Raw genomic sequence first — 21,707 nt, 5'->3', positions numbered from 1 at the left:
GTAGTGTATAAAATGTTGAAAAATTTGCAACTAAATCCCGGCAGGTCTTACCACGATTTTACGTTATTTTGAGGCCATACCCCCCAACAACGCAAATCATTTTGCACTAATTATTACTCATAACCACGCAGACTGCGCGCAACATGAGCATTTTGTGCAAATCGCGGTCAGACCATGTACATCCCGCCGTTCACATGCAAAGTTTCACCCGTGATGTAAGCTGCTTCGTCGGATGCCAGGAATGCAACCGCGTTGGCGATTTCCTGTGCGCCGCCGAGGCGACCCGCAGGAACCTGCGCCAGGATACCCGCACGCTGGTCATCGCTCAGCGCACGTGTCATGTCCGTTTCAATAAAGCCCGGAGCAACAACGTTTACAGTAATACCACGTGACGCAACTTCGCGCGCCAGGGATTTACTGAAGCCGATCAAGCCCGCTTTCGCCGCAGCGTAGTTGGCCTGACCGCCATTTCCCATGGTACCAACCACAGAACCGATAGTGATAATACGACCATGACGCTTTTTCATCATAGCGCGCATTACCGCTTTTGACAGACGGAAAACAGATGAAAGGTTGGTTTCGATAATATCGTTCCACTCATCATCTTTCATTCGCATTAACAGGTTATCACGAGTGATACCGGCATTATTGACCAGGATATCGACTTCACCAAATTCTGCGCGAATTTTTTCCAGAACAGATTCGATAGATGCCGGGTCGGTCACATTCAACATCAGACCTTTACCGTTATCACCTAAATAATCGCTGATCGCCTGAGCACCGCTTTCACTGGTCGCAGTACCGATAACTTTCGCGCCACGAGCTCCGAGCGTTTCCGCAATTGCGCGACCAATCCCACGGCTTGCACCGGTTACAAGTGCGATTTTTCCTTCAAAATTCATGTTTTTCCTCTTTTAAAGCTCGAGCGCCGCTGCCATCGCTGAAGGTTCGTTCAGCGCCGAGGCGGTCAGGGTGTCGACAATGCGTTTTGTCAGGCCAGTAAGCACTTTGCCTGGTCCCACTTCATAAAGATGTTCAACGCCTTGCGCTGCCATGTATTCAACAGATTTCGTCCATTGAACCGGATTATACAGCTGACGTACCAGCGCATCACGGATAGCATCGCCATTAGTTTCGCATTTCACATCAACGTTATTCACAACCGGGACGGTTGGGGTATTGAAGGTGATTTTCGCCAATTCAACAGCCAGTTTGTCGGCAGCCGGTTTCATCAGCGCACAGTGAGACGGTACGCTCACTGGCAACGGCAACGCACGTTTTGCGCCCGCAGCTTTACAGGCTGCACCTGCACGTTCAACCGCTTCTTTATGACCGGCAATAACGACCTGACCCGGAGAGTTAAAGTTTACCGGAGAAACCACCTGACCTTCTGCAGCTTCTTCGCAAGCTTTAGCAATAGACGCATCATCAAGACCGATGATTGCCGCCATTGCGCCTGTCCCTTCCGGTACAGCTTCCTGCATGAACCTGCCGCGCATCTCAACCAGACGCACTGCATCAGCAAAATCAATCACACCAGCGCAAACCAGCGCGGAGTATTCACCCAGGCTGTGACCGGCCATCATCGCCGGTGTTTTACCGCCCTGCTGCTGCCACACACGGTACAACGCAACAGATGCAGTCAACAGCGCAGGCTGGGTTTGCCAGGTTTTATTCAGTTCTTCGGCAGGCCCCTGCTGGGTCAGCGCCCACAGGTCGTAGCCCAGCGCCGCAGAGGCTTCAGCAAACGTTTCTTCGACAATAGGATAGCTCGCCGCCATATCAGCCAGCATCCCAACGGTTTGAGAGCCCTGTCCAGGGAACACAAATGCAAATTGCGTCATCTTTAAATCCTTATCCTAGAAACGAACCAGCGCGGAGCCCCAGGTGAACCCACCGCCAAAGGCTTCAAGCAGAACCAGCTGTCCAGGCTTAATACGCCCGTCGCGTACAGCTTCATCAAGTGCACAAGGCACAGAAGCGGCAGAGGTATTACCGTGTCGATCCAGCGTCACGACGACATTGTCCATCGACATGCCGAGTTTTTTCGCCGTCGCGCTGATAATACGCAAGTTCGCCTGATGCGGAACCAGCCAGTCCAGTTGGGAACGATCAAGGTTATTTGCCGCCAGCGTCTCATCAACGATGTGCGCCAACTCGGTTACCGCAACCTTGAAGACTTCGTTGCCCGCCATGGTCAGATGAATTGAATTTTCTGGATTCACACGGTCGGCGTTAGGCAATGTCAGCAATTCACCATAGCTGCCATCGGCATGAAGATGCGTGGAGATAATTCCAGGCTCTTCAGAGGCAGCAAGCACCGCAGCGCCCGCGCCGTCGCCAAAAATGATAATGGTCCCGCGATCTGTTGGATCGCAGGTGCGCGCCAGTACATCGGAACCGACGACCAGAGCATACTTCACCGCACCAGATTTCACATATTGATCGGCTACGCTCAGCGCGTAGGTGAAACCTGCACAGGCTGCAGCAACGTCAAACGCCGGGCAACCTTTGATGCCCAACATGCTTTGAATCTGACATGCTGCGCTCGGGAAGGCGTGCGTGGCAGAAGTTGTTGCCACAACGATCAGGCCAATCTGGTCTTTATCAATGCCCGCCATTTCAATTGCACGCGTCGCCGCTTCGAAGCCCATGGTAGAAACGGTTTCGTTTGGCGCGGCAATGTGGCGTTCGCGGATGCCAGTACGAGTGACAATCCACTCGTCAGAGGTATCCACCATTTTTTCCAGATCGGCGTTTGTCCGCACTTGTTCGGGCAGATAGCTGCCAGTACCAATAATCTTCGTATACATGTACGCTCAGTCACTTTTCGGTTATATACCGTCACTTGCAAACTGCGAGTTCGCTGGCAGCGTCCTGCTACCGCAGAGATCCGCTTTTGCCACCGTCCAACAGCTCAAAACCAGCTGGGTATACAGATTCCAGGCGAGCGGCAATTCGCTGAGGAACTTGTCGCTGCACCGCCTGCACTGCCTGTTCAATCGCGACCGCAAAAGCTCGCTGATTGGCTGCACCATGACTTTTTATCACCGTGCCGCGCAATCCTAACAGACAGGCGCCGTTATACTGGTCGGGGTTGAGGTGACTGAATCGCCTCGTCAGGCTCTTTTGTAGCCAACGCTTTAATAACAGTAGCCACCACGACCGTTTTTTCCCTTCTCCCTGAGATTTCAGCAGAGAAAGGAACATCCTGACAACACCTTCCATCGTCTTTAATGTGACATTTCCTGTAAAGCCGTCACAGACCAACACATCTGTCTTGCCAGTTAATAACTCATTGGCTTCAAGATAGCCGATATAATTGATAGAAGGGATTGTTTTAAGCACCGCTGAGGCATCCCGAATACTGTCGAGACCCTTTACTTCTTCTTCACCAATATTGAGCAACGCCACGCGAGGATTTGGGATTTCCACCACCTCTTCAGCCAAAACTGAGCCCATAATGGCAAATTGCACCAACATTGTGCTGTCACAATCGACGTTGGCTCCTAAATCGAGAACCACCGTTTTGCCCTTTTGTTGATGCGGTAACACCGTCACCAACGCCGGGCGCTCAATCCCCTCCAGGGGCTTGAGTAATAATTTAGCCAGCCCCATCAGCGCCCCGGTATTGCCAGCACTGACACAGGCTTGCGCTCGACCTTCTTTCACCAGCTCCAGCGCCACGCGCATTGAGCTACCGCGACTGGCGCGGATAGCCTGCGAAGGCCGGGCATCACTGGCGATAACTGACTGCGCAGGAATAATCTGCAAACGCGAACGTTGTTCAAAATCAGCTTTAGCAAGTAATGGCGTGATGGCGTCGGGGTTACCGACTAAAAGAAGAGTGAGTTGCGAATTAGAGTTCAGTGCCTGCAAAGCTGCAGGCACTGTCACAGAAGGGCCAAAATCACCCCCCATGACATCTAACGCCAGGGTTAGACGTGTCAAGGTATCGTCGCCGCCCGGTTTGGTCTTTCCCCAGTTGCCTGGGGAAAATCCTCACTAAGCTTCATCACGCAGATGCGTGATTACTTAGCGATGACCTTGCGGCCACGGTAGTAACCGTCGGCAGTGATGTGGTGACGCAGGTGTTTTTCACCAGAAGTTTTGTCTACAGACAGGCTGGTGACTGCGGTCAGCGCGTCATGGGAACGACGCATGCCACGTTTGGAACGGGTTGGTTTATTCTGTTGTACGGCCATGGACCTTACTCCTCAATTACGGTTTATCCCCGATCCAACGGGGAGCACCAATTACTTACGCTTTAAGCTGGCTAATACGGCAAATGGGTTTGGCTTTTGCGCTTCTTCAGGCAGTTCACCAAAGACCATGTCCGCTTCGGACACTTCACAGTGTTCAGAATCATGCACCGGAACTACCGGCAAGGCGAGGATGATTTCATCTTCAACCATTGCAAGCAGATCGATTTCACCGAATTCGTTAACCTCAATCGGTTCATACGCTTCCGGCAGTGCTTCAGCCTGTTCGTCTGAACGCACAGGACTAAAACAATACGTTGTGTAGACCTGATGAGTAAACGGCTTCCCGCAACGCTGACACTCGAGCGTTACCGTCACCTTCGCATCGCCGTTTAACACTGCGAGACGTTGGTTATCGATAGCGAACGACATGGAGCATTCCACATCACTGTCCACACTGACTACGGATTCGGCGACGCGCTCAACCTGATCAGGAGTATAGATACCCTGGTAATCAAGGCGTTTTTGAGCCGTACGAACCGGATCGAGAGTCAGGGGTAATTTTACCTTTTGCATAGGGCGCGCATATTAACTTTGTAACGTCATAGAGTCAAAGAAAAAGGCAGCCTGTGGTTGCCTTTTGCCAATAATTCGCACACATTGCGGGTTACTGCTTTATTTTCGTTCAGTGCTGATAACGAACATCAACCTGCAAAACGAAGCGCATAGTTTAAAATGGCTATCATCAATACGCTATATCTGATGGAAAAAAATATGTCTAAACTTATTTTAGCCTCCACTTCGCCCTGGCGCCGCGCCTTACTTGAAAAACTACAAATCTCTTTCGAATGTGCCGCTCCGGAGGTCGACGAAACCCCGCATAGCGATGAATCGCCGCGCCAGCTGGTGCTCCGGCTGGCGCAAGAAAAAGCGCAATCCTTAGCATCACGTTATCCCTCTCATTTAATTATCGGTTCAGACCAGGTGTGTGTTCTTGATGGCGAAATCACCGGTAAACCGTTAACGGAAGAAAATGCGCGTCTGCAATTACGCAAAGCCAGCGGCAATATTGTCACCTTCTATACTGGGCTGGCGCTGTTTAATTCGGCGAGCGGGCATCTGCAAACGGAAGTGGAACCTTTTGACGTTCATTTCCGCCACTTAAGCGAGGCGGAGATTGATAATTACGTGCGTAAAGAACATCCCCTACACTGCGCTGGCAGTTTTAAGAGTGAAGGGTTTGGCATTACGCTATTCGAACGTTTAGAAGGACGTGACCCTAACACGCTGGTTGGTTTACCGCTCATCGCGCTCTGTCAGATGTTACGTCGGGAAGGGAAAAACCCGCTGATGGGGTAGTTTTGTCTGCCGGATAAAGCATTTACGCCGCATCCGGCAATCGGTTCTGGCAGCCTGACGCGACGTAAACACCTTATCAGGTCTACCACCCATTATATCTGGCTTATATGTTTGTATTAACGCGCATTACGCAGTTTCTGCAAACAACGCTTCAGACCATCATCCATCGGCGCTTCGATACGCATCACCTCACCCGTTCCCGGATGGGTAAACTTCAACGCTGCCGCGTGCAGGAACAAACGCTTCAGCCCCGTTCCGGTCTCAGTGAGCTGTTGATCAAACTCACGATCGCCGTAACGATCATCAAACGCAATCGGATGACCAGCGTATTGAGTATGCACACGGATCTGGTGTGTACGTCCGGTAACCGGACTGCAACGAACCAGCGTGGCAAACGCATAGCGTTCTTCCACTTTGAAGCGCGTTTCTGACGGTTTACCTTCCTGGCTCACACGCACAATACGTTCGCCGCTTTGCAGAATATTCTTCAGCAGCGGAGCCTGGACACTCTTCACGTGCGACTGCCACTGACCGCGTACCAGCGCCAGGTAATCTTTTTGCATCCCTTTTTCACGTAATTGCTCATGCAGAGAACGTAACGCCGAACGTTTTTTCGCTACCAGCAATACACCTGAAGTGTCCCGGTCGAGTCGATGCACCAGTTCAAGAAATCGCGCTTCCGGGCGCAACGCCCTCAGCCCTTCAATAACGCCGAAACTTAAACCACTGCCGCCATGCACCGCCGTACCTGAGGGTTTATTGAGCACCAGGATATGATCATCTTCATATAAGATGACGTCCGCCAGCGCCGCCACTTTTTGCAGATGCGGCGAAACGGCCTCTTCTTCCCGTTCGGCAACGCGAACCGGCGGAATACGCACTTCATCACCAGCTTCGAGTTTATATTCAGGCTTAATACGTTTTTTGTTCACCCGCACTTCGCCTTTACGCAAAATACGGTAAATCATACTTTTTGGTACGCCTTTCAATTGGGTACGCAAAAAGTTGTCGATACGTTGCCCCGCTTCATCAGCGGTGATAGCAACGATTTTTACGGATGGAGTCTCTGTTTTCATGGTGGGCGATTCTAAATAGCCAACAGGATTCGCGCCACTCATTTTTCTATGCTTATATTTAGTTCTGCACCTTATTACTTCCCAGTGCAATCACTTAATTGATGGTTATTAAACCAATCGCCAGCAAGAAGTGAAAAAACTGTGAGTAAGTGGGTGATAAATGGTAAAAGTCATCTTGCTATAACAAGGCTTGCAGTGGAATAATGAGAACGTTTCCGTGTCCAACCTTGTTAAAACAAGAAATTTTACGGAATACCCCATTTTGCCCGACCGATCATCAACGCAGCAATGGCGTAAGACGTATTGATCTTTCAGGCAGTTAGCGGGCTGCGGGTTGCAGTCCTTACCGGTAGATGGAAATATTTCTGGAGAGTAATACCCAGTCTGTTTCTCTGATAATTGCGCTGTTTTTCCGCATGAAAAACGGGCAACCGACACTCTGCGCCTCTTTGAGCTGACGATAACCGTGAGGTTGGCGACGCGACTAGACACGAGGCCATCGGTTCACACCCGGAAAGGCGTTACTTTGCCCGCAGCTTAGTCGTCAATGTAAGAATAATGAGTAAGTTACGATGAAAAGAATGTTAATCAACGCAACTCAGCAGGAAGAGTTGCGCGTTGCCCTTGTAGATGGGCAGCGTCTGTATGATCTGGATATCGAAAGTCCAGGGCATGAACAGAAAAAGGCGAACATCTACAAAGGTAAAATCACCCGCATTGAACCGAGTCTGGAAGCTGCTTTTGTTGATTACGGCGCTGAACGTCATGGTTTCCTCCCACTAAAAGAAATTGCCCGCGAATATTTCCCTGCTAACTACAGTGCTCATGGTCGCCCCAACATTAAAGATGTGTTGCGTGAAGGTCAGGAAGTCATTGTTCAGATCGATAAAGAAGAGCGCGGCAACAAAGGCGCGGCATTAACCACCTTTATCAGTCTGGCGGGTAGCTATCTGGTTCTGATGCCGAACAACCCGCGCGCGGGTGGCATTTCTCGCCGTATTGAAGGCGACGACCGTACCGAATTAAAAGAAGCACTGGCGAGCCTCGAACTGCCTGAAGGCATGGGGCTTATCGTGCGCACCGCAGGCGTCGGCAAATCTGCTGAGGCGCTGCAATGGGATTTAAGCTTCCGTCTGAAACACTGGGAAGCAATCAAAAAAGCCGCTGAAAGTCGCCCTGCTCCGTTCCTGATCCATCAGGAGAGCAATGTTATCGTTCGCGCATTCCGCGATTACTTACGCCAGGACATCGGCGAAATCCTTATCGATAACCCGAAAGTACTCGAACTGGCGCGTCAGCATATCGCTGCATTAGGTCGCCCGGATTTCAGCAGCAAAATCAAACTGTACACGGGTGAAATTCCACTGTTCAGCCACTACCAGATCGAATCGCAGATCGAGTCCGCTTTCCAGCGTGAAGTCCGTCTGCCGTCTGGTGGCTCCATTGTTATCGACAGCACCGAAGCATTAACCGCCATCGACATCAACTCCGCTCGTGCAACTCGCGGCGGCGATATCGAAGAAACCGCGTTTAACACCAACCTGGAAGCTGCCGATGAAATTGCTCGTCAGCTACGCCTGCGTGACCTCGGCGGTCTGATTGTTATCGACTTCATCGACATGACGCCAGTACGCCACCAGCGTGCCGTAGAAAACCGTCTGCGTGAAGCAGTACGTCAGGATCGTGCGCGTATTCAAATCAGTCATATCTCTCGCTTTGGCCTGCTGGAGATGTCCCGTCAGCGCCTGAGCCCGTCGCTGGGTGAATCCAGCCATCACGTCTGCCCGCGTTGCTCTGGTACTGGCACCGTGCGTGATAATGAATCCCTGTCGCTCTCTATTCTGCGTCTGATTGAAGAAGAAGCCCTGAAAGAGAACACTCAGGAAGTCCACGCTATTGTTCCTGTCCCTATTGCCTCTTACCTGCTGAACGAAAAACGTTCTGCGGTAAATGCAATTGAAACCCGTCAGGACGGCGTGCGCTGTGTGATTGTACCAAACGATCAGATGGAAACTCCGCACTACCACGTACTGCGCGTGCGTAAAGGGGAAGAGACGCCGACCTTAAGCTACATGCTGCCGAAGCTGCATGAAGAAGCAATGGCGCTGCCGTCAGAAGAAGAGTTTGCGGAGCGTAAACGTCCGGAACAACCTGCACTGGCAACTTTTGCCATGCCGGATGTGCCACCTGCTCCAGCCCCGGCTGAACCTGTAGCACCTGCAGCAGCTCCGGCGCCTAAAGCAGCGCCGACTACGCCTGCGGCTCCTGCCCAACCAGGCCTGTTAAGCCGTCTCTTCAGCGCCCTGAAATCGCTGTTCAGCGGTGGTGAAGAAACCAAACCAACCGAGCAGCCTGCACCGAAAGCAGAAGCGAAACCGGAACGTCAACAGGATCGCCGCAAGCCTCGTCAGAATAATCGCCGTGACCGTAATGAACGCCGCGACACGCGTAGCGAACGTACAGAGGGTAGCGATAATCGCGAAGAAAACCGTCGTAATCGTCGCCAGTCACAGCAGCAGACTGCCGAGACGCGTGAGAACCGTCAGCAGACTGATGTAACAGAAAAAGCGCGTACCACCGACGAGCAGCAAGCACCGCGTCGTGAGCGTAGTCGTCGCCGCAACGATGATAAACGTCAGGTACAACAAGAAGCGAAGGCACTGAATGTTGAAGAGCAATCTGTTCAGGAAACCGAACAGGAGGAGCGTGTACGTCCGGTTCAGCCGCGTCGTAAACAGCGCCAGCTAAATCAGAAAGTGCGTTACGAGCAAAGCGTTGCGGAAGAAGTAGTAGCCGCACCGGTGGTTGAAGAAACCGTCGCCGCCAAACCTGTTATGCAGGAAGCGCCTGCCCAGCGTACTGAACTGGTGAAAGTACCATTGCCAGTCGTTGCACAAACTGCGCCGGAACAACAACAAGAAGAGAACAATGCCGATAACCGTGACAACGGTGGTATGCCGCGTCGTTCTCGCCGCTCGCCGCGCCACCTGCGCGTGAGTGGTCAGCGTCGTCGCCGCTATCGTGATGAGCGTTATCCGGTTCAGTCACCAATGCCATTAACCGTAGCGTGTGCGTCTCCTGAACTGGCCTCTGGCAAAGTCTGGATTCGCTATCCGGTAGTACGTCCGCAAGATGTACAGGTTGAAGAGCAACGCGAACAGGAAGAAGTACAGATGCAGCCGATGGTGACTGAAGTTCCTGTCGCCGCCGCCGTCGAACCCGTCGTTACTGCGCCGGTTATTGAAGAAGTGACCGAAACCGTAGAAGCACCAGTTCAGGTTGCACAAGCGCAACCGGAAGTGGTTGAAACGACGCATCCTGAAGTGATTGCCGCAGCGGTAACTGAACAGCCACAGGTGATTGCCGAGGCTGATGTTGCTGTAGCACAGGACGTTGCAGAACATGCGGAGCCAGTGGTTGAACCACAGGAAGAGACGGCAGATATTGAAGAAGTGGCTGAAACTGCCGGGGTTGTGGTTGCCGAACCTGAAGTTGTCGCTCAACCTGCCGCACCTGTGGTCGCTGAAGTCGCAGCAGAAGTTGAAACGGTAGCCGCTGTTGAACCTGAGGTCGCAGCTGAGCATAACCACGCTACCGCGCCGATGACACGCGCTCCGGCTCCGGAATATGTTCCGGAAGCACCGCGTCACAGTGACTGGCAGCGCCCTACTTTTGCCTTCGAAGGTAAAGGTGCCGCAGGTGGTCATACGGCAACGCATCATGCCTCTGCCGCTCCTGCGCGTCCGCAACCTGTTGAGTAATCATTAGCTCAAAGTAATCAAGCCCTGGCAATCGCTGGGGCTTTTTATTTCATCTTTGAATCAACAGATTCAAATTCATCAAATGGCATTCTTGCTAGCCAACTACTCAAATCAGGCAAAAAAATGCCCGCCCCGGCGATCCCAGAGCAGGCAGACAAAACATACCCAGTTTCATGATATGTTTGAAAAAGTGCTTATTTGTTGAGCTGGAAAAGCGATAACCCCTGCATATCAGTAAACGCTTTGTACGACGCCTGCAACGCCGTTTGCTGCATGATGTAAGATGAAATAGTCGCGTTCCAGTCCACATCAACCAAATCACTCATCTGCTGCGTTTGGCCTAAAGCGCGATCGCTACCTAAAGAATCAAGCGACTCCAGCTCGTTCAGCTGTGTGCCTAATTCCGCGCGTACGGTGAGCACATTATTCAGCGAGTTTTTCAGGCCACGGTTGGTTTTATCTAACGCCGCAGCGGAGGTTTCTTTATCCGCTTCACTATCCGCAATCGGTGTTTTAAGCGCCGCAATGGCGCTATCCAGCATGGCAAAAAGATTGGTTTCAGAATCGCTACCGTCTGGTTCCGCTACAGCATTACTGGTAATGCTATTAAAAATTTTGTCGCCGGTATGCCCTATCACCATCGAACGCGAAGCATCGACCTGTTGCTTAATACTTTCTGTTCCGCCGACATATTTACCTTTCTCTTCGCTAAACGGCGCGGTTTCTGTTTTAAAACCCGCAAAAATGTAGCGCCCGTTACCGTCAGTGGTATTCGCCAGATTCAACAACTGGTCACGTAGCCCCTGAATATCCGTTGCCAGCGATGCCCGGTCATCGTCACTCAAGGTGCCGTTGCTGGCATAGACAATTTTCTCCTGAGCATTCTGGATAGCAGTGGTCACCTGGCTAAGCACACTCTCTTCCAGTGACACTTTTTGAGTGGCAAAAGTACGCGCCAGCGTGTACTGGCTGTTTTGCGCCTGCGCTTGTGAGAGCACTACGGCTTGTGATGCAGCAATGGGATCATCTGAAGGGTTAACGACTCGCTTACCCGTCGACATCTGTTCGCCGTACTTCATCCATTCAGCCTGAGAACTGGTGATACCGCGCATATTCTGCTGGTACATCATTTGAGTACTGAAACGCATTTTTTCTCTCCCTTAGCGAATGTTAATCAGCGCATCAAAAATGGCGTTCGCCGTCTGCAAAACCTGCGCATTCGCCAGGTAATACTGTTGAAAACGTTGCAGGTTGCCGTACTCTTCGTCGAGGTTGACGCCGGAAATAGATTGCTGCTGATTAGAAAGCTGCGTCACCACATTACCCTGCGTAGTACTGCTGGTTTTCAAGGTAGCGGTTTTATTACCGATGTCGCTGACCAACGAGGCATAGGCGTCGTTAAAGGATTTCGCCCCGCCCACCGTTTTACTGTTGCTTTGCAAATCCAGCAGCGCCTGACCATTGCGGTTGTCGCTCTCACCAGCCGTTTTATCACTCGCCATGGCGATTTCTGCTTCATCGGTGATTAAAACATCCATGTTGACGATGGCATCGCTTACCGGTTTCAGCGTAAAGCTGTCGTTAGCGTCTGGTGTGCCAGTAAACGTCAACTCCAGACCATCAAACGTGACTTTACCGTCAGCATCAGGCGTCACCGTAAAAGTGGTATTGCTGGCAAGGCGGGTGACCTGCCACTGATCGTTGCTAAAGGAGATTTTGTAATCTGTCGCCAGCACGGCGGAGCCATCGGTCACGGTGGCGCTAATCGCGCTGTTACCCTGGTTTTTAGTATTCTCCAGTACAGCCGGCTTCCCGACGGCAAAGAAATCCTGCCCTTCCTTACCATTGGCATCAAATCCCTTGTTATGTTGGGTATTGAAAGCCTCGGCAAATGCCAGCGCCAGTTGCCCGAGCGTATTGCGCGTCTGGTCAAGATCCTGAGAACGGAATGTCAGAATGCCGCCCAGCGACCCGGTATTCAGTAACTTCTCCGGGATCTCAATATTGCCTGCTGTCCCATCAACATAAGCGACAGTGGTACGAGAAGGATCGGCGCTGGACGGTACTGCCGCAAGCTGGCGCGCCGTGCTACCTTGTACCAGCGAGTAACCATTGGCCATCGTGATGTTATAAGTGCCGCCATCCTGAACGCTGACTTCTACACCAACAATCTGGTTTAATTCACTAACCAGTTGATCGCGTTGATCCAGGAGATCGTTGGGTGACGCCCCTGCCCCCACACCTGTCAGGCGCGAGATTTGATCGTTCAGGCTGGCGATTTGTTTAGCGTAATTGTTGATCTGGTCAACGCTTGCACCTATCGCGATATTGACCTGTTTGTCCTGGTCGCGCAGATACTGATCGGTGGTTTTAAACTGATTCACCAGCCCTTCTGATTTACCAATCAGCGCCTGACGTGCTGCTGGATCTTCCGCGTTGCTGACCAGCGTTTGCAGACTGGTGAAGAAGTCCTGCATCTGTGTTGCCAGCGACGTGGTGCTACCAGAGAGCATATTGTCAATTTTCGACATCTGTTCATAGCGGGAAGTCAGGCCGCTACTCTGGGTCTGCGCCGCACGTAACTGGTTGGTAATAAAGGCGTCGTACTCACGCTGCACGCCAGAAACGTAGACGCCATTGCCAACCCAGCCACCTGCACCCAGAGTGCTATTGGCCTGCGCCATAATGGTCGTTTGACGGGTATATCCGGCAACGTTATAGCTGGAAATATTATTACTCGCCGTATTTAACGCCGCCTGAGCCGCGTTAAGTCCGCTCATGGCGTTATTGATCAAGCTGGACATGGAGGTTCCTTATAAGCTTTCAATTACAGAGCATTATCGGCAGACACCCGCCGGACTTGAGTTGTTCAGAACAGATTATCGATACTCATGTTGTAGGTTTTACTCACCTTGTCGCTTACCGATTTCATCTGTTGAATCATATTGGTGAGTTTGCGGGCATAGTGAGGATCGGTAGCATAGCCCGCGTCCTGTAATGCCTGTGCCCCCTGCTCGGCGCTTGCGGCGGTCGTCACGGCAGCGTAACGCGGATTACGCGTTAACAGTCCAACATAATCCGACAATGCTTCAAGATAAGAGCTGTAAACCCGAAACTTCGCCTTCACTTTTTTCGCTTCGCCGTTTTCATATTCGGTGGTGGTAATTTCAGTCACCGGTCCTTTCCAGTTGCCGGAGGCTTTGACGCCAAACAGGTTATAGCTTGGTTCACCATTTTCACGACGAATTTGCCGTTGACCCCAGCCTGATTCCAGCGCAGCCTGGGCGAGGATCAGATGATGTGGCACACCGCTTTGCTGGCTTGCCAGTTGTGCGGGCAATGAGAGTTGGGCGAGGAATGCTTTACTGTCACCAGGCAGTGAATCATCGTAGTTGCGTGGCACGGCTTTTTGCACCAGCTGCGTGAGTGTCTGATTTTGATAACGCACCACGGTTTCGAGCGGGAATTTCATCGGTGCCGCTGGTGTCGCTTCATCTGGCAGTGGTTGTTCTGGCGTCATCTGCTTAACCATCATCTCCGCCAGTCCCAGACCTTTTCCCGCCGTCATCTGTTGGGCAATCTGCTGGTCATACATACTGGTGTAGAGGCGAGTGTGCTCGCTGCTGAACAGACCCTCTTTCGGTAGGGCTTCACGCATACTTTTCAGCATCATCTGCACGAACATCCCTTCCACCTGGCGGGCAACCGGGCGAATATTTGCCGCAGGATCTTCGCCCGCTTTCGCTTTCAGATCGTTAAGCGATTGCGCATCCCAGGCGGCACTCGCCAGTAGTTTGCTGTCGCTAATCATCAGATGATTTCCAGTTTTGCCCGCAGACATCCCGCGCTTTGCATTGATTGCAGTATGGACATCAGATCCATCGGCGTAGCGCCCAGCGCATTGAGCGCGCGCACCACGTTATTGAGGCTGGCGCTGGAACGTACGCTTTGCAGCGAACCACCGCTCTGGCGTAAGTCGATCTGGGTTTGTGGCGTTACCACGGTCTGCCCGCCACCAAACGGTGTGTCAGGCTGACTGACATTAGCCTGACGATTTACCGTAACCGAGAGATTCCCCTGCGCTACCGCGCAACTGTCCAGCGTCACTTCACGGTTCATCACCACTGAACCAGTACGCGAGTTAATAATCACTTTGGCGTCCTGCGGGATGACATTAACCTGCATATTCTGGATATCGGCAAGGAAACGCACCTGGGAACTGTTGCCACTCGGCACGCGCACCTGAATGGTTCGCGCATCTAACGCCGTAGCGTTACCGTATCCACGTGTGCGGTTGATGGTATCGGCAATTTCCTGCGCCATGGTGAAATCTTCCTCATTGAGCTGCAAATTGAGGGTATTGCCAGCGCCAAACTGGCTGGGCAATTCGCGCTCAATAATCGCACCATTAGTGATCCGTCCGCCGTTCAGTTGGTTAACCTGGACACTGCTGCCTCCCGCCGATGCGCCCGCGCCGCCAACCAGAATGTTGCCCTGCGCCAGCGCATACACCTGGCTATCAACGCCCTTAAGCGGGGTCATCAACAACGTGCCGCCACGCAAACTTTTGGCGTTCCCCATAGAAGAAACCACCACGTCGATGGTTTGCCCCTGGCGACCAAATGGCGGAAGCGACGCCGTCACCATTACCGCAGCCACGTTTTTGAGTTGCATATTAGTGCCAGTCGGAACGGTAATACCCAACTGCGAGAGCATGTTATTAAGCGTTTGAGTGGTAAACGGCGTCTGGGTCGTCTGGTCGCCCGTACCATCCAGGCCAACGACCAGGCCATAACCGATCAGCGAGTTTTGCCGTACGCCCTGAACGCTGGTGAGATCGCGAATACGGTCGGCCTGCGCCACCGTCGCAACCAGCAGAAGAATGAACACAGAGAGAAATTTAATCACCACAGCCTCACTTACATTGGCGACAGGTTAAGGAAGAAACGCTGTAACCAGCCCATATTTTGCGCTTCGTTAATGTAGCCGTTACCCACGTACTCAATGCGCGCATCCGCCACCTGAGTAGACGGTACGGTATTGCTGCCGCTGATGGTGCGTGGATTGACCACGCCGGAGAAGCGAATAAATTCGGTGCCCTGATTAATGGCGATCTGTTTTTCGCCCACTACATGCAGGTTACCGTTGACCAGCACCTGATCGACCGTCACTGTTAATGTGCCGCTAAAGGTATTGCTGGCATTAGCACCGCCTTTACCGTTGAAACTATTGCCGCCAGAGGCATCGACATCGGCGCGGGCGTTACCAAACAGCCCCTGCAAATAGCGTGGCACGGTATCAAAACCGAAGCTGGTTTTGCCATCGCGGCTGGCATTAGCGGAGGAACTCTTGCTGGCGCTGACGTTCTCCTGCAACACAATGGTCAGCGTGTCACCAATATTGCGCGGCCGGCGATCTTCAAACAGCGGTTGATAGCCATAGTTAATCGGCTGGGCAGACTGAAAAATAGAACCGTTGGCAACGGGCGTCGGTCCGGGAACCGGCTGTGCACTGGTCGACCCCTGCACCAGCGGCGTGGAGGGTATCCAGGCACAGCCGGATAGTGAAAGCACCAACAAGCTGGAAATGGCGTAAGTGTGCACAGCATTTTTTTGCATGGCTATCATCTTCAAAAATCAGTAAACCGGTGAACCTGCCGCCGGTTATGCCTTAGAGTTGCGTCAGTTTTTGCAGCATCTGATCGGTGGTGGATACCGCTTTACTGTTGATTTCGTAAGCGCGTTGCACCTGAATCATATTGACCAGTTCTTCCGCCACGTTGACGTTAGACGTTTCAACATACCCTTGATACAACAGCCCTGCACCGTTCAGGCCTGGCGTGCTTTCATTCGGCGCACCGGAGGATTGCGTTTCGGTGTAGAGGTTTTCACCAATACTCTCCAGCCCGGTGTCGTTCATAAAGGTAGTGAGATTGAGTTGCCCAACCTGAACCGGAGCGGCCTGACCTTGCTGGGTAACGCTTACCACGCCATCACGACCAATGGTGATACTTAACGCATTCGCCGGAATGGTGATTGCTGGCTGCACCTGAAAGCCACCGGCCGTCACCAGTTGCCCGTTCTGATCCACCTGGAAAGAGCCGTCACGGGTATAGGCTGATGAACCATCCGGCAGCATGACCTGGAAAAAACCCTGCCCTTTGATGGCAACATCTTTGCTGTTATTGGTTTGCGACAGATTGCCCTGACTGTGTAAACGCTCAGTGGCGACCGGACGCACACCGGTGCCAATTTGCAACCCGGATGGTAAGGTAGTTTGTTCGGAAGACTGTGCGCCAGGCTGGCGAATAGTTTGATAAAGCAGATCTTCAAACACCGCCCGCTGGCGCTTAAAACCGTTGGTGCTGACGTTTGCCAGGTTGTTGGCAATAACGTCCATATTGGTTTGCTGGGCGTCGAGACCCGTTTTAGCGATCCATAATGAACTGATCATAAAATGTCCTGTGGTGGATTGCTGACAAGCAGAGCAAAAGCACGCGGCGGTGCGAATTTCCCCTCTCCCTAACCCTCTCCCCAAAGGGGCGAGGGAACAGTCCGCGCGCTTTTATTGCAATGTCATCAATCGTTCAATTAACTCATCGACAGCAGTTGGTTGGCACGGCCTGCGTTATCATCGACGCTGCTGATCACCTTCATCTGCATTTCAAAACGCCGCGCACTGGCAATCATGTCGCTCATTGCCGCAACGGCATTGACGTTACTGCCTTCCAGTACGCCCGGCATCACGCGCAACGTCGGGTCCGTCTGCAGCACCGTGCCACGCGTTGCCTGGCTTTCCGCACTTAAACGAAAAATACCGTCATCACCACGCAGTACTTCACTGCCCGTGGCTTTCACCAGTTTCAGACGACCCACTGGCGCGACTGTATTTGCCGGATCGCCGGGATTCAGCGCCGAAATAGTGCCATCGGCGGCAATAGTGATTTCTGCCCCTTCCGGCACAGCAATTGGCCCCGCTTCGCCAATCACCGGATGCCCCTGAATCGTCAGTTGCCCGGTGGGATCAACCTGAATGCTGCCATTACGCGTATACCCTTCGCTGCCGTCAGTAGTCTGCACGGCCAGCCAGCCGTCCTGCTGTAATGCAACGTCCAGCGGGCGCGAGGTGTAATCCATCTTGCCGGGTGTCATGTCTGCACCCGGCGTTGACGCCGTTACCAACGTGCGCGTGGGCAGAGAAAGCCCTTCCACCGGCACTGCGCGCAAGGCGTTTAACTGCGCGCGAAAACCGGGCGTAGAGGCATTGGCCAGATTACTGGCGGTTACCGCCTGTTGATTCAGCGTCTGGCTGGCGGCGCCCATTGCGGTATAGATTGCGTGATCCATTGAGCTATCCCGTCAGCGATTAGCGTAAGTTAACCAGCGTGTTAAGGATCTGATCCTGGGTTTTGATGGTCTGGGCGTTAGACTGATAGTTACGCTGGGCGACAATCATATTGACCAGTTCTTTGCTGAGATCGACGTTGGACGCTTCCAGCGCGCCGTTGGTCAGACTGCCAAAATTACCCGTTCCGGCAGTGCCCAGCAGCGCCACGCCAGAAGATTGCGTCGCAGACCAGACGTTATCGCCTTCGGACGCCAGTCCTTCGTTGTTAGCGAAGTTCGCCAGTACAATCTGCCCCAGCAACTGGGTTTGTTCGTTGGAATAGTTACCGACTACCGTGCCGTCATCGTTGATTTGATAGCTCACCAAATCGCCAGGTTTGTAGCCGTCCTGGGTGGTTGCCACAATGTTGTTCGCGCCGGTGTTTTGCTGCATAGAATTGAGGAAACTTAACGAGAATGAGGCAGGATCTGCGCCGTTAATTGCGCCAGTGGTAATGTTCGCTGTCCCCCCCGAAGTCAATATGCCATTGGCATTAAACGCTAGCGTCGTTGCGTGGTTCGCTGTGCCTGTTGGATCACTGCTGTCCTGGGTGTAAACATCCCAGTTATTATCCCCGGTCTTCACAAAAAAGACGTTCATGTCGTGAGCATTGCCCTGACTATCGAAAACAGTCACCGAGCCTTTTTTGTTATAGCTATCCGCATTACTGGCATCGAAGATAGTCACTGACGGAAGCGGATCACTGGAGTTCAGGTTGATCTGCATCGACGCCGTGGTGGTGGTTTTTGCCGCCATCAGGGTATTTGGAATCGAAATATTGGTCGGATTCGCCCCTTGCTGAATGGTCGGTGGCGTGCCGGTTGCCGGATAGCCCGTCAATTGCAAACCTTGCATATTCACCAGGTTGCGGTTTTCATCGAGTTTGAATTGCCCGTTACGGCTGTAAAACACCGAGCCGTTGCTGTCTACCAGGCGAAAAAAACCGTTCTGGCTGATAGCAACGTCAAGACCACGTCCGGTATTGGTGGTCGTGCCATCGGTAAAATCCTGGGTGATGCCGGCAACTTTTACCCCCAGTCCCACTTTAGAACCCGCGAACATATCAGCAAATGAAGCCGTGCCGGATTTAAAGCCATAGGTGGCGGAGTTGGCGATATTGTTGCCAATGACATCGAGGTTGGTGGCGGCAGCGTTTAATCCGCTTACCGCTTGAGAAAAGGCCATGACTGACTCCTGAAATGTGAAGGCTTAGATTATCTGCCGTACTTCGTCGAGCGTGGTGGTGCCGTAAGTACCAAGATCCAGTGTGTTCCCGTTGTTGCCGCGAATCACGCCCTGCACCAGAGCAAACTGCAACGGTTGAGCCACTAACTGCGTACCACCGTTACTGGCGCTAATCGCCACGTTATAAGAACCATTTGGAGCGGTTGTGCCGTCAGTTAACGTACCGTCCCAAGTGAAACTATGGACGCCGGCGGTCAGTTCACCGATATCAATAGTGCGCACAACCGCGCCGTTTTTATCAGTGATAGTGGCAGTGACTTTATCTGCCGCCTGTTGCAGTTCAACACCGAACGGTGTGGTCGTGGTTACCGCGCCTTCTTCACTGCCGGTTCCGGCAAGAATGGTGGTGCCGGGGATCATCACACCATGACCAATCAGGTTACTGGCCTGTAGCGACTGACTGTTGTCTATCTGCCCGGAAATCGAACCGAGCGTTGTATTGAGTTTTTCAATCCCGCTGACCGTGCTGATTTGCGCCAGTTGCGACGTCAGCTCGTTGTTTTCCATTGGATTGGTCGGATCCTGGTTTTTCAGCTGTGCCACCAGCAAAGTCAGAAAACTGCTTTGTAAATCTGCGGCGTTACTGCCCGTGATCGAACTACTGCTGGTAGTGCTGACGCCGATATTTGTCGGATCGGTGGTGGTTACCGCAATGGACATGGCTTTCTCCTTTATTGACCGAGCGTGAGGGTTTTCAGCATCATGCTTTTCACCGTGTTGAGCACTTCCACGTTGGCCTGATAGCTGCGCGACGCCGACATGGTGTTAACCATCTCCCCGACAACATCAACGTTTGGCATTTTCACGTAGCCCTTCGCGTCCGCCAGAGGATTACCCGGCTCATAAACCAGTTTGTCCGGAGCCTGACTTTCAATAACATCGGCAACCTTTACGCCGCCCGTTGCAGCGCCTGGCGCGGCATTCACCTGGAACACCACCTGTTTTGCCCGATAAGGTTGTCCGTCTGGGCCAGTCACACTGTCGGCATTCGCCAGATTACTGGCCGCCACGTTCAGACGCTGGGACTGAGCAGTTAACGCCGATCCGGCGATATCAAAAATATTCAGCAGTGCCATCCGTTAATTTCCGCTCTGTAAAACATTCATCATGCCTTTGATTTGCCCGCTCAACGCACTAAGGCTCATCTGGTATTGCAGGCTGTTATCGGCAAACTGGGTACGTTCGCGATCCATATCGACGGTATTACCGTCCAGCGAAGGCTGGTCCGGAATACGGTATTGCAGTTCTGCGGTAGGAGGCGTCAGCGCCTGCGCCGGAATGTGTTGCGTTGAGGTCATAGTCAGGGCGACCACGCTGGTTTCATCCCGTCCACGCTGCATCACTTTTTTAAGTTCGCTAGCAAAATCTATATCGCGCGCCTGATAACCAGGGGTATCGGCATTGGCGATGTTTGCCGCCAGCACTTCCTGACGCTGGGCGCGCAGATTGAGCGCCTCTTGTTGAAAACGTAAGGCGGCATCGAGCTTGTCGAGCATATCTCCTCCGCAGGTATCAAAATTCTGCCGTCAGCTTAAAGGCTTTACGCGCGCGTTATCGGCGGAATAAACGCAAAATGGGTCGCTATTTATGCCGTTGATGGTCACAGCGCGCGGGTACAATTTGGCCCGTAGAAATGGCTGGAGGCGAAAATGCTGGCAATGAAGCGTTGTATGGCGATCATCGCGATACTGTTCAGTCCGCTGAGTGCGGCTGGCGATCTCACATCACAATTGCAAACCTTTTTTGCCGCACAACTGGCAGGGTTGAGTGATGAAGTCCGGGTCTCTATTCGTACTGCGCCCCATTTACTGCCTCCGTGTGAACAGCCGTTGCTGTCGATGACCAGCAATTCTCGCCTGTGGGGCAATGTGAATGTGCTGGCGCGCTGCGGCAACGACAAACGATATTTGCAGGTTAATGTGCAGGCCACGGGAAATTATGTGGTTGCTGCGATGCCCGTTGTGCGGGGAGGAAAGCTGGGATCTGGCAGTGTCAAACTAAAGCGCGGACGGCTGGATACCTTACCGCCGCGTACTGTGCTGGATGTCAATCAACTTGTTGATGCCGTCAGCCTGCGCGATCTGGCGCCCGAACAGCCTGTACAGCTAACCATGCTGCGCCAGGCCTGGCGAGTCAAAGCCGGTCAACGCGTCAATGTGATTGCCAGCGGCGAGGGATTCAGCGCCAATGCTGAAGGTCAGGCACTGAACAATGCCGCCGTCGCGCAAAATGCTCGTGTCCGCATGGTGTCGGGTCAGGTGGTCAGTGGCGTGGTGGATGCTGATGGGAATATTCTTATAAACCTGTAAGCTATTAAAGATTGACCGACTATTGCCGATAAATAAGCAACAAATGATAAAAGCGCCCTCAATGAGGAATAAACCATGAGTATTGACCGCACTTCACCTCTGAAGCCCGTAAGCACCGTTCAGCCACGCGAAAACACTGACGCGCCGGTAGCCAATACCCGCTCGACTAAAACGACCGCAGCCACCAGCACCAGCGTCACGTTAAGCGATGCGCAGGCAAAATTGATGCAGCCAGGCAGCAGTGATATCAATCTTGAACGCGTAGAAGCGTTGAGACAGGCGATTCGTAACGGCGAGCTAAAAATGGATATCGGCAAAATTGCCGACGCACTGATCAGCGAAGTACAACAAGACTTACTGAGTAAATAG

Annotated in this window: 22 protein-coding genes; 4 read left to right on the top strand and 18 right to left on the bottom strand. The window is 52.6% G+C overall.

What is annotated here, in order from left to right; genetic code table 11:
* Positions 1 to 167: 167 nt before the first annotated feature.
* The 6 genes from fabG to yceD all read right to left on the bottom strand — a co-directional run bounded on the left by fabG (position 168) and on the right by yceD (position 4,778).
* Entirely contained in the window at positions 168 to 902 is a 735-nt protein-coding gene (gene fabG, locus WES_RS12510; RefSeq protein ID WP_016158066.1) for a 3-oxoacyl-ACP reductase FabG, read from the bottom strand.
* A gap of 12 nt (positions 903 to 914) precedes the next feature.
* Positions 915 to 1,844, bottom strand: a complete 930-nt coding sequence (gene fabD, locus WES_RS12515; RefSeq protein WP_016158065.1) for an ACP S-malonyltransferase — start codon at positions 1,842 to 1,844, stop codon at positions 915 to 917.
* Between the two features lie 15 nt (positions 1,845 to 1,859).
* Positions 1,860 to 2,813 carry a beta-ketoacyl-ACP synthase III gene (gene fabH, locus WES_RS12520; protein ID WP_000288127.1) on the bottom strand — a complete coding sequence of 318 codons (954 nt, stop codon included), beginning with the start codon at positions 2,811 to 2,813 and terminating at the stop codon, positions 1,860 to 1,862.
* Positions 2,814 to 2,880: 67 nt separating this feature from the next.
* On the bottom strand, positions 2,881 to 3,951 hold the full coding sequence (gene plsX, locus WES_RS12525) for a phosphate acyltransferase PlsX (RefSeq protein ID WP_000197577.1): 1,071 nt from the start codon (positions 3,949 to 3,951) through the stop codon (positions 2,881 to 2,883).
* An 80-nt stretch (positions 3,952 to 4,031) separates the two neighbouring features.
* A complete protein-coding gene (rpmF, locus tag WES_RS12530) occupies positions 4,032 to 4,205 on the bottom strand; it encodes a 50S ribosomal protein L32 (RefSeq protein WP_000290727.1) in 174 nt (57 codons plus the stop codon).
* Between the two features lie 51 nt (positions 4,206 to 4,256).
* On the bottom strand, positions 4,257 to 4,778 hold the full coding sequence (gene yceD, locus WES_RS12535) for a 23S rRNA accumulation protein YceD (RefSeq protein WP_001174481.1): 522 nt from the start codon (positions 4,776 to 4,778) through the stop codon (positions 4,257 to 4,259).
* A gap of 198 nt (positions 4,779 to 4,976) precedes the next feature.
* On the opposite strand from yceD, the gene yceF reads away from it, so the two are divergent.
* Positions 4,977 to 5,561: a 7-methyl-GTP pyrophosphatase gene (gene yceF / locus WES_RS12540; RefSeq protein ID WP_010352275.1), complete on the top strand. Its 585-nt coding sequence runs from the start codon at positions 4,977 to 4,979 to the stop codon at positions 5,559 to 5,561.
* A gap of 116 nt (positions 5,562 to 5,677) precedes the next feature.
* On the opposite strand, the gene rluC is transcribed toward yceF, so the two are convergent.
* Positions 5,678 to 6,637: a 23S rRNA pseudouridine(955/2504/2580) synthase RluC gene (rluC, locus tag WES_RS12545; RefSeq protein WP_024191101.1), complete on the bottom strand. Its 960-nt coding sequence runs from the start codon at positions 6,635 to 6,637 to the stop codon at positions 5,678 to 5,680.
* A 572-nt stretch (positions 6,638 to 7,209) separates the two neighbouring features.
* On the opposite strand from rluC, the gene rne reads away from it, so the two are divergent.
* On the top strand, positions 7,210 to 10,398 hold the full coding sequence (gene rne, locus WES_RS12550; RefSeq protein WP_016158063.1) for a ribonuclease E: 3,189 nt from the start codon (positions 7,210 to 7,212) through the stop codon (positions 10,396 to 10,398).
* Between the two features lie 194 nt (positions 10,399 to 10,592).
* Here the strand turns inward: rne and flgL are convergent, their stop codons facing one another.
* The 11 genes from flgL to flgB form a co-directional block, all read right to left on the bottom strand.
* A complete protein-coding gene (flgL, locus tag WES_RS12555) occupies positions 10,593 to 11,546 on the bottom strand; it encodes a flagellar hook-associated protein FlgL (RefSeq protein ID WP_016158062.1) in 954 nt (317 codons plus the stop codon).
* 12 nt (positions 11,547 to 11,558) lie between these two features.
* Positions 11,559 to 13,202 (bottom strand): flagellar hook-associated protein FlgK, encoded by a 1,644-nt coding sequence (gene flgK / locus WES_RS12560; RefSeq protein ID WP_016158061.1) that lies wholly within the window; start codon positions 13,200 to 13,202, stop codon positions 11,559 to 11,561.
* 65 nt (positions 13,203 to 13,267) lie between these two features.
* Positions 13,268 to 14,209, bottom strand: a complete 942-nt coding sequence (flgJ, locus tag WES_RS12565) for a flagellar assembly peptidoglycan hydrolase FlgJ (protein WP_016158060.1) — start codon at positions 14,207 to 14,209, stop codon at positions 13,268 to 13,270.
* Positions 14,209 to 15,306 (bottom strand): flagellar basal body P-ring protein FlgI, encoded by a 1,098-nt coding sequence (gene flgI, locus WES_RS12570; protein WP_000589336.1) that lies wholly within the window; start codon positions 15,304 to 15,306, stop codon positions 14,209 to 14,211. Before flgI ends, flgJ begins: the two co-directional genes overlap by 1 nt.
* Positions 15,307 to 15,317: 11 nt before the next feature.
* Positions 15,318 to 16,016, bottom strand: a complete 699-nt coding sequence (flgH, locus tag WES_RS12575) for a flagellar basal body L-ring protein FlgH (RefSeq protein WP_010354268.1) — start codon at positions 16,014 to 16,016, stop codon at positions 15,318 to 15,320.
* 52 nt (positions 16,017 to 16,068) lie between these two features.
* Entirely contained in the window at positions 16,069 to 16,851 is a 783-nt protein-coding gene (flgG, locus tag WES_RS12580; RefSeq protein WP_000625837.1) for a flagellar basal-body rod protein FlgG, read from the bottom strand.
* Positions 16,852 to 16,988: 137 nt separating this feature from the next.
* The gene (gene flgF / locus WES_RS12585; RefSeq protein WP_016158059.1) at positions 16,989 to 17,744 is read right to left on the bottom strand and encodes a flagellar basal-body rod protein FlgF; all 756 of its coding nucleotides are present in this window, start codon (positions 17,742 to 17,744) and stop codon (positions 16,989 to 16,991) included.
* Between the two features lie 19 nt (positions 17,745 to 17,763).
* Complete coding sequence (gene flgE / locus WES_RS12590) at positions 17,764 to 18,969, bottom strand: flagellar hook protein FlgE (protein WP_016158058.1); 1,206 nt, start codon at positions 18,967 to 18,969, stop codon at positions 17,764 to 17,766.
* A 24-nt stretch (positions 18,970 to 18,993) separates the two neighbouring features.
* A complete protein-coding gene (gene flgD, locus WES_RS12595; protein ID WP_016158057.1) occupies positions 18,994 to 19,689 on the bottom strand; it encodes a flagellar hook assembly protein FlgD in 696 nt (231 codons plus the stop codon).
* Positions 19,690 to 19,700: 11 nt separating this feature from the next.
* Positions 19,701 to 20,105 (bottom strand): flagellar basal body rod protein FlgC, encoded by a 405-nt coding sequence (gene flgC, locus WES_RS12600; protein WP_001196460.1) that lies wholly within the window; start codon positions 20,103 to 20,105, stop codon positions 19,701 to 19,703.
* 3 nt (positions 20,106 to 20,108) lie between these two features.
* Entirely contained in the window at positions 20,109 to 20,525 is a 417-nt protein-coding gene (flgB, locus tag WES_RS12605; RefSeq protein ID WP_000884707.1) for a flagellar basal body rod protein FlgB, read from the bottom strand.
* A gap of 153 nt (positions 20,526 to 20,678) precedes the next feature.
* Here flgB and flgA point away from each other — a divergent pair, with 153 nt between their 5' ends.
* Together flgA and flgM are read left to right on the top strand one after the other, a co-directional pair.
* Positions 20,679 to 21,338 carry a flagellar basal body P-ring formation chaperone FlgA gene (flgA, locus tag WES_RS12610; protein WP_016158054.1) on the top strand — a complete coding sequence of 220 codons (660 nt, stop codon included), beginning with the start codon at positions 20,679 to 20,681 and terminating at the stop codon, positions 21,336 to 21,338.
* 75 nt (positions 21,339 to 21,413) lie between these two features.
* The gene (gene flgM, locus WES_RS12615; protein ID WP_000020871.1) at positions 21,414 to 21,707 is read left to right on the top strand and encodes a flagellar biosynthesis anti-sigma factor FlgM; all 294 of its coding nucleotides are present in this window, start codon (positions 21,414 to 21,416) and stop codon (positions 21,705 to 21,707) included.

The organism is Escherichia sp. KTE31 (assembly GCF_000407925.1).
Taxonomy (GTDB): domain Bacteria; phylum Pseudomonadota; class Gammaproteobacteria; order Enterobacterales; family Enterobacteriaceae; genus Escherichia; species Escherichia ruysiae.
Note: the sequence above shows the minus strand (reverse complement) of the source record. Positions and strands in the feature narration are given on the sequence as shown.

What these genes read in the sequence shown, in the direction of transcription:
- fabG (WP_016158066.1), bottom strand. Translation starts at nt 902, where the DNA reads ATGAATTTTGAAGGAAAAATCGCACTTGTAACCGGTGCAAGCCGTGGG.
- fabD (WP_016158065.1), bottom strand. Translation starts at nt 1,844, where the DNA reads ATGACGCAATTTGCATTTGTGTTCCCTGGACAGGGCTCTCAAACCGTT.
- fabH (WP_000288127.1), bottom strand. Translation starts at nt 2,813, where the DNA reads ATGTATACGAAGATTATTGGTACTGGCAGCTATCTGCCCGAACAAGTG.
- rpmF (WP_000290727.1), bottom strand. Translation starts at nt 4,205, where the DNA reads ATGGCCGTACAACAGAATAAACCAACCCGTTCCAAACGTGGCATGCGT.
- yceD (WP_001174481.1), bottom strand. Translation starts at nt 4,778, where the DNA reads ATGCAAAAGGTAAAATTACCCCTGACTCTCGATCCGGTTCGTACGGCT.
- yceF (WP_010352275.1), top strand. Translation starts at nt 4,977, where the DNA reads ATGTCTAAACTTATTTTAGCCTCCACTTCGCCCTGGCGCCGCGCCTTA.
- rluC (WP_024191101.1), bottom strand. Translation starts at nt 6,637, where the DNA reads ATGAAAACAGAGACTCCATCCGTAAAAATCGTTGCTATCACCGCTGAT.
- rne (WP_016158063.1), top strand. Translation starts at nt 7,210, where the DNA reads ATGAAAAGAATGTTAATCAACGCAACTCAGCAGGAAGAGTTGCGCGTT.
- flgL (WP_016158062.1), bottom strand. Translation starts at nt 11,546, where the DNA reads ATGCGTTTCAGTACTCAAATGATGTACCAGCAGAATATGCGCGGTATC.
- flgK (WP_016158061.1), bottom strand. Translation starts at nt 13,202, where the DNA reads ATGTCCAGCTTGATCAATAACGCCATGAGCGGACTTAACGCGGCTCAG.
- flgJ (WP_016158060.1), bottom strand. Translation starts at nt 14,209, where the DNA reads ATGATTAGCGACAGCAAACTACTGGCGAGTGCCGCCTGGGATGCGCAA.
- flgH (WP_010354268.1), bottom strand. Translation starts at nt 16,016, where the DNA reads ATGCAAAAAAATGCTGTGCACACTTACGCCATTTCCAGCTTGTTGGTG.
- flgG (WP_000625837.1), bottom strand. Translation starts at nt 16,851, where the DNA reads ATGATCAGTTCATTATGGATCGCTAAAACGGGTCTCGACGCCCAGCAA.
- flgF (WP_016158059.1), bottom strand. Translation starts at nt 17,744, where the DNA reads ATGGATCACGCAATCTATACCGCAATGGGCGCCGCCAGCCAGACGCTG.
- flgE (WP_016158058.1), bottom strand. Translation starts at nt 18,969, where the DNA reads ATGGCCTTTTCTCAAGCGGTAAGCGGATTAAACGCTGCCGCCACCAAC.
- flgD (WP_016158057.1), bottom strand. Translation starts at nt 19,689, where the DNA reads ATGTCCATTGCGGTAACCACCACCGATCCGACAAATATCGGCGTCAGC.
- flgC (WP_001196460.1), bottom strand. Translation starts at nt 20,105, where the DNA reads ATGGCACTGCTGAATATTTTTGATATCGCCGGATCGGCGTTAACTGCT.
- flgB (WP_000884707.1), bottom strand. Translation starts at nt 20,525, where the DNA reads ATGCTCGACAAGCTCGATGCCGCCTTACGTTTTCAACAAGAGGCGCTC.
- flgA (WP_016158054.1), top strand. Translation starts at nt 20,679, where the DNA reads ATGCTGGCAATGAAGCGTTGTATGGCGATCATCGCGATACTGTTCAGT.
- flgM (WP_000020871.1), top strand. Translation starts at nt 21,414, where the DNA reads ATGAGTATTGACCGCACTTCACCTCTGAAGCCCGTAAGCACCGTTCAG.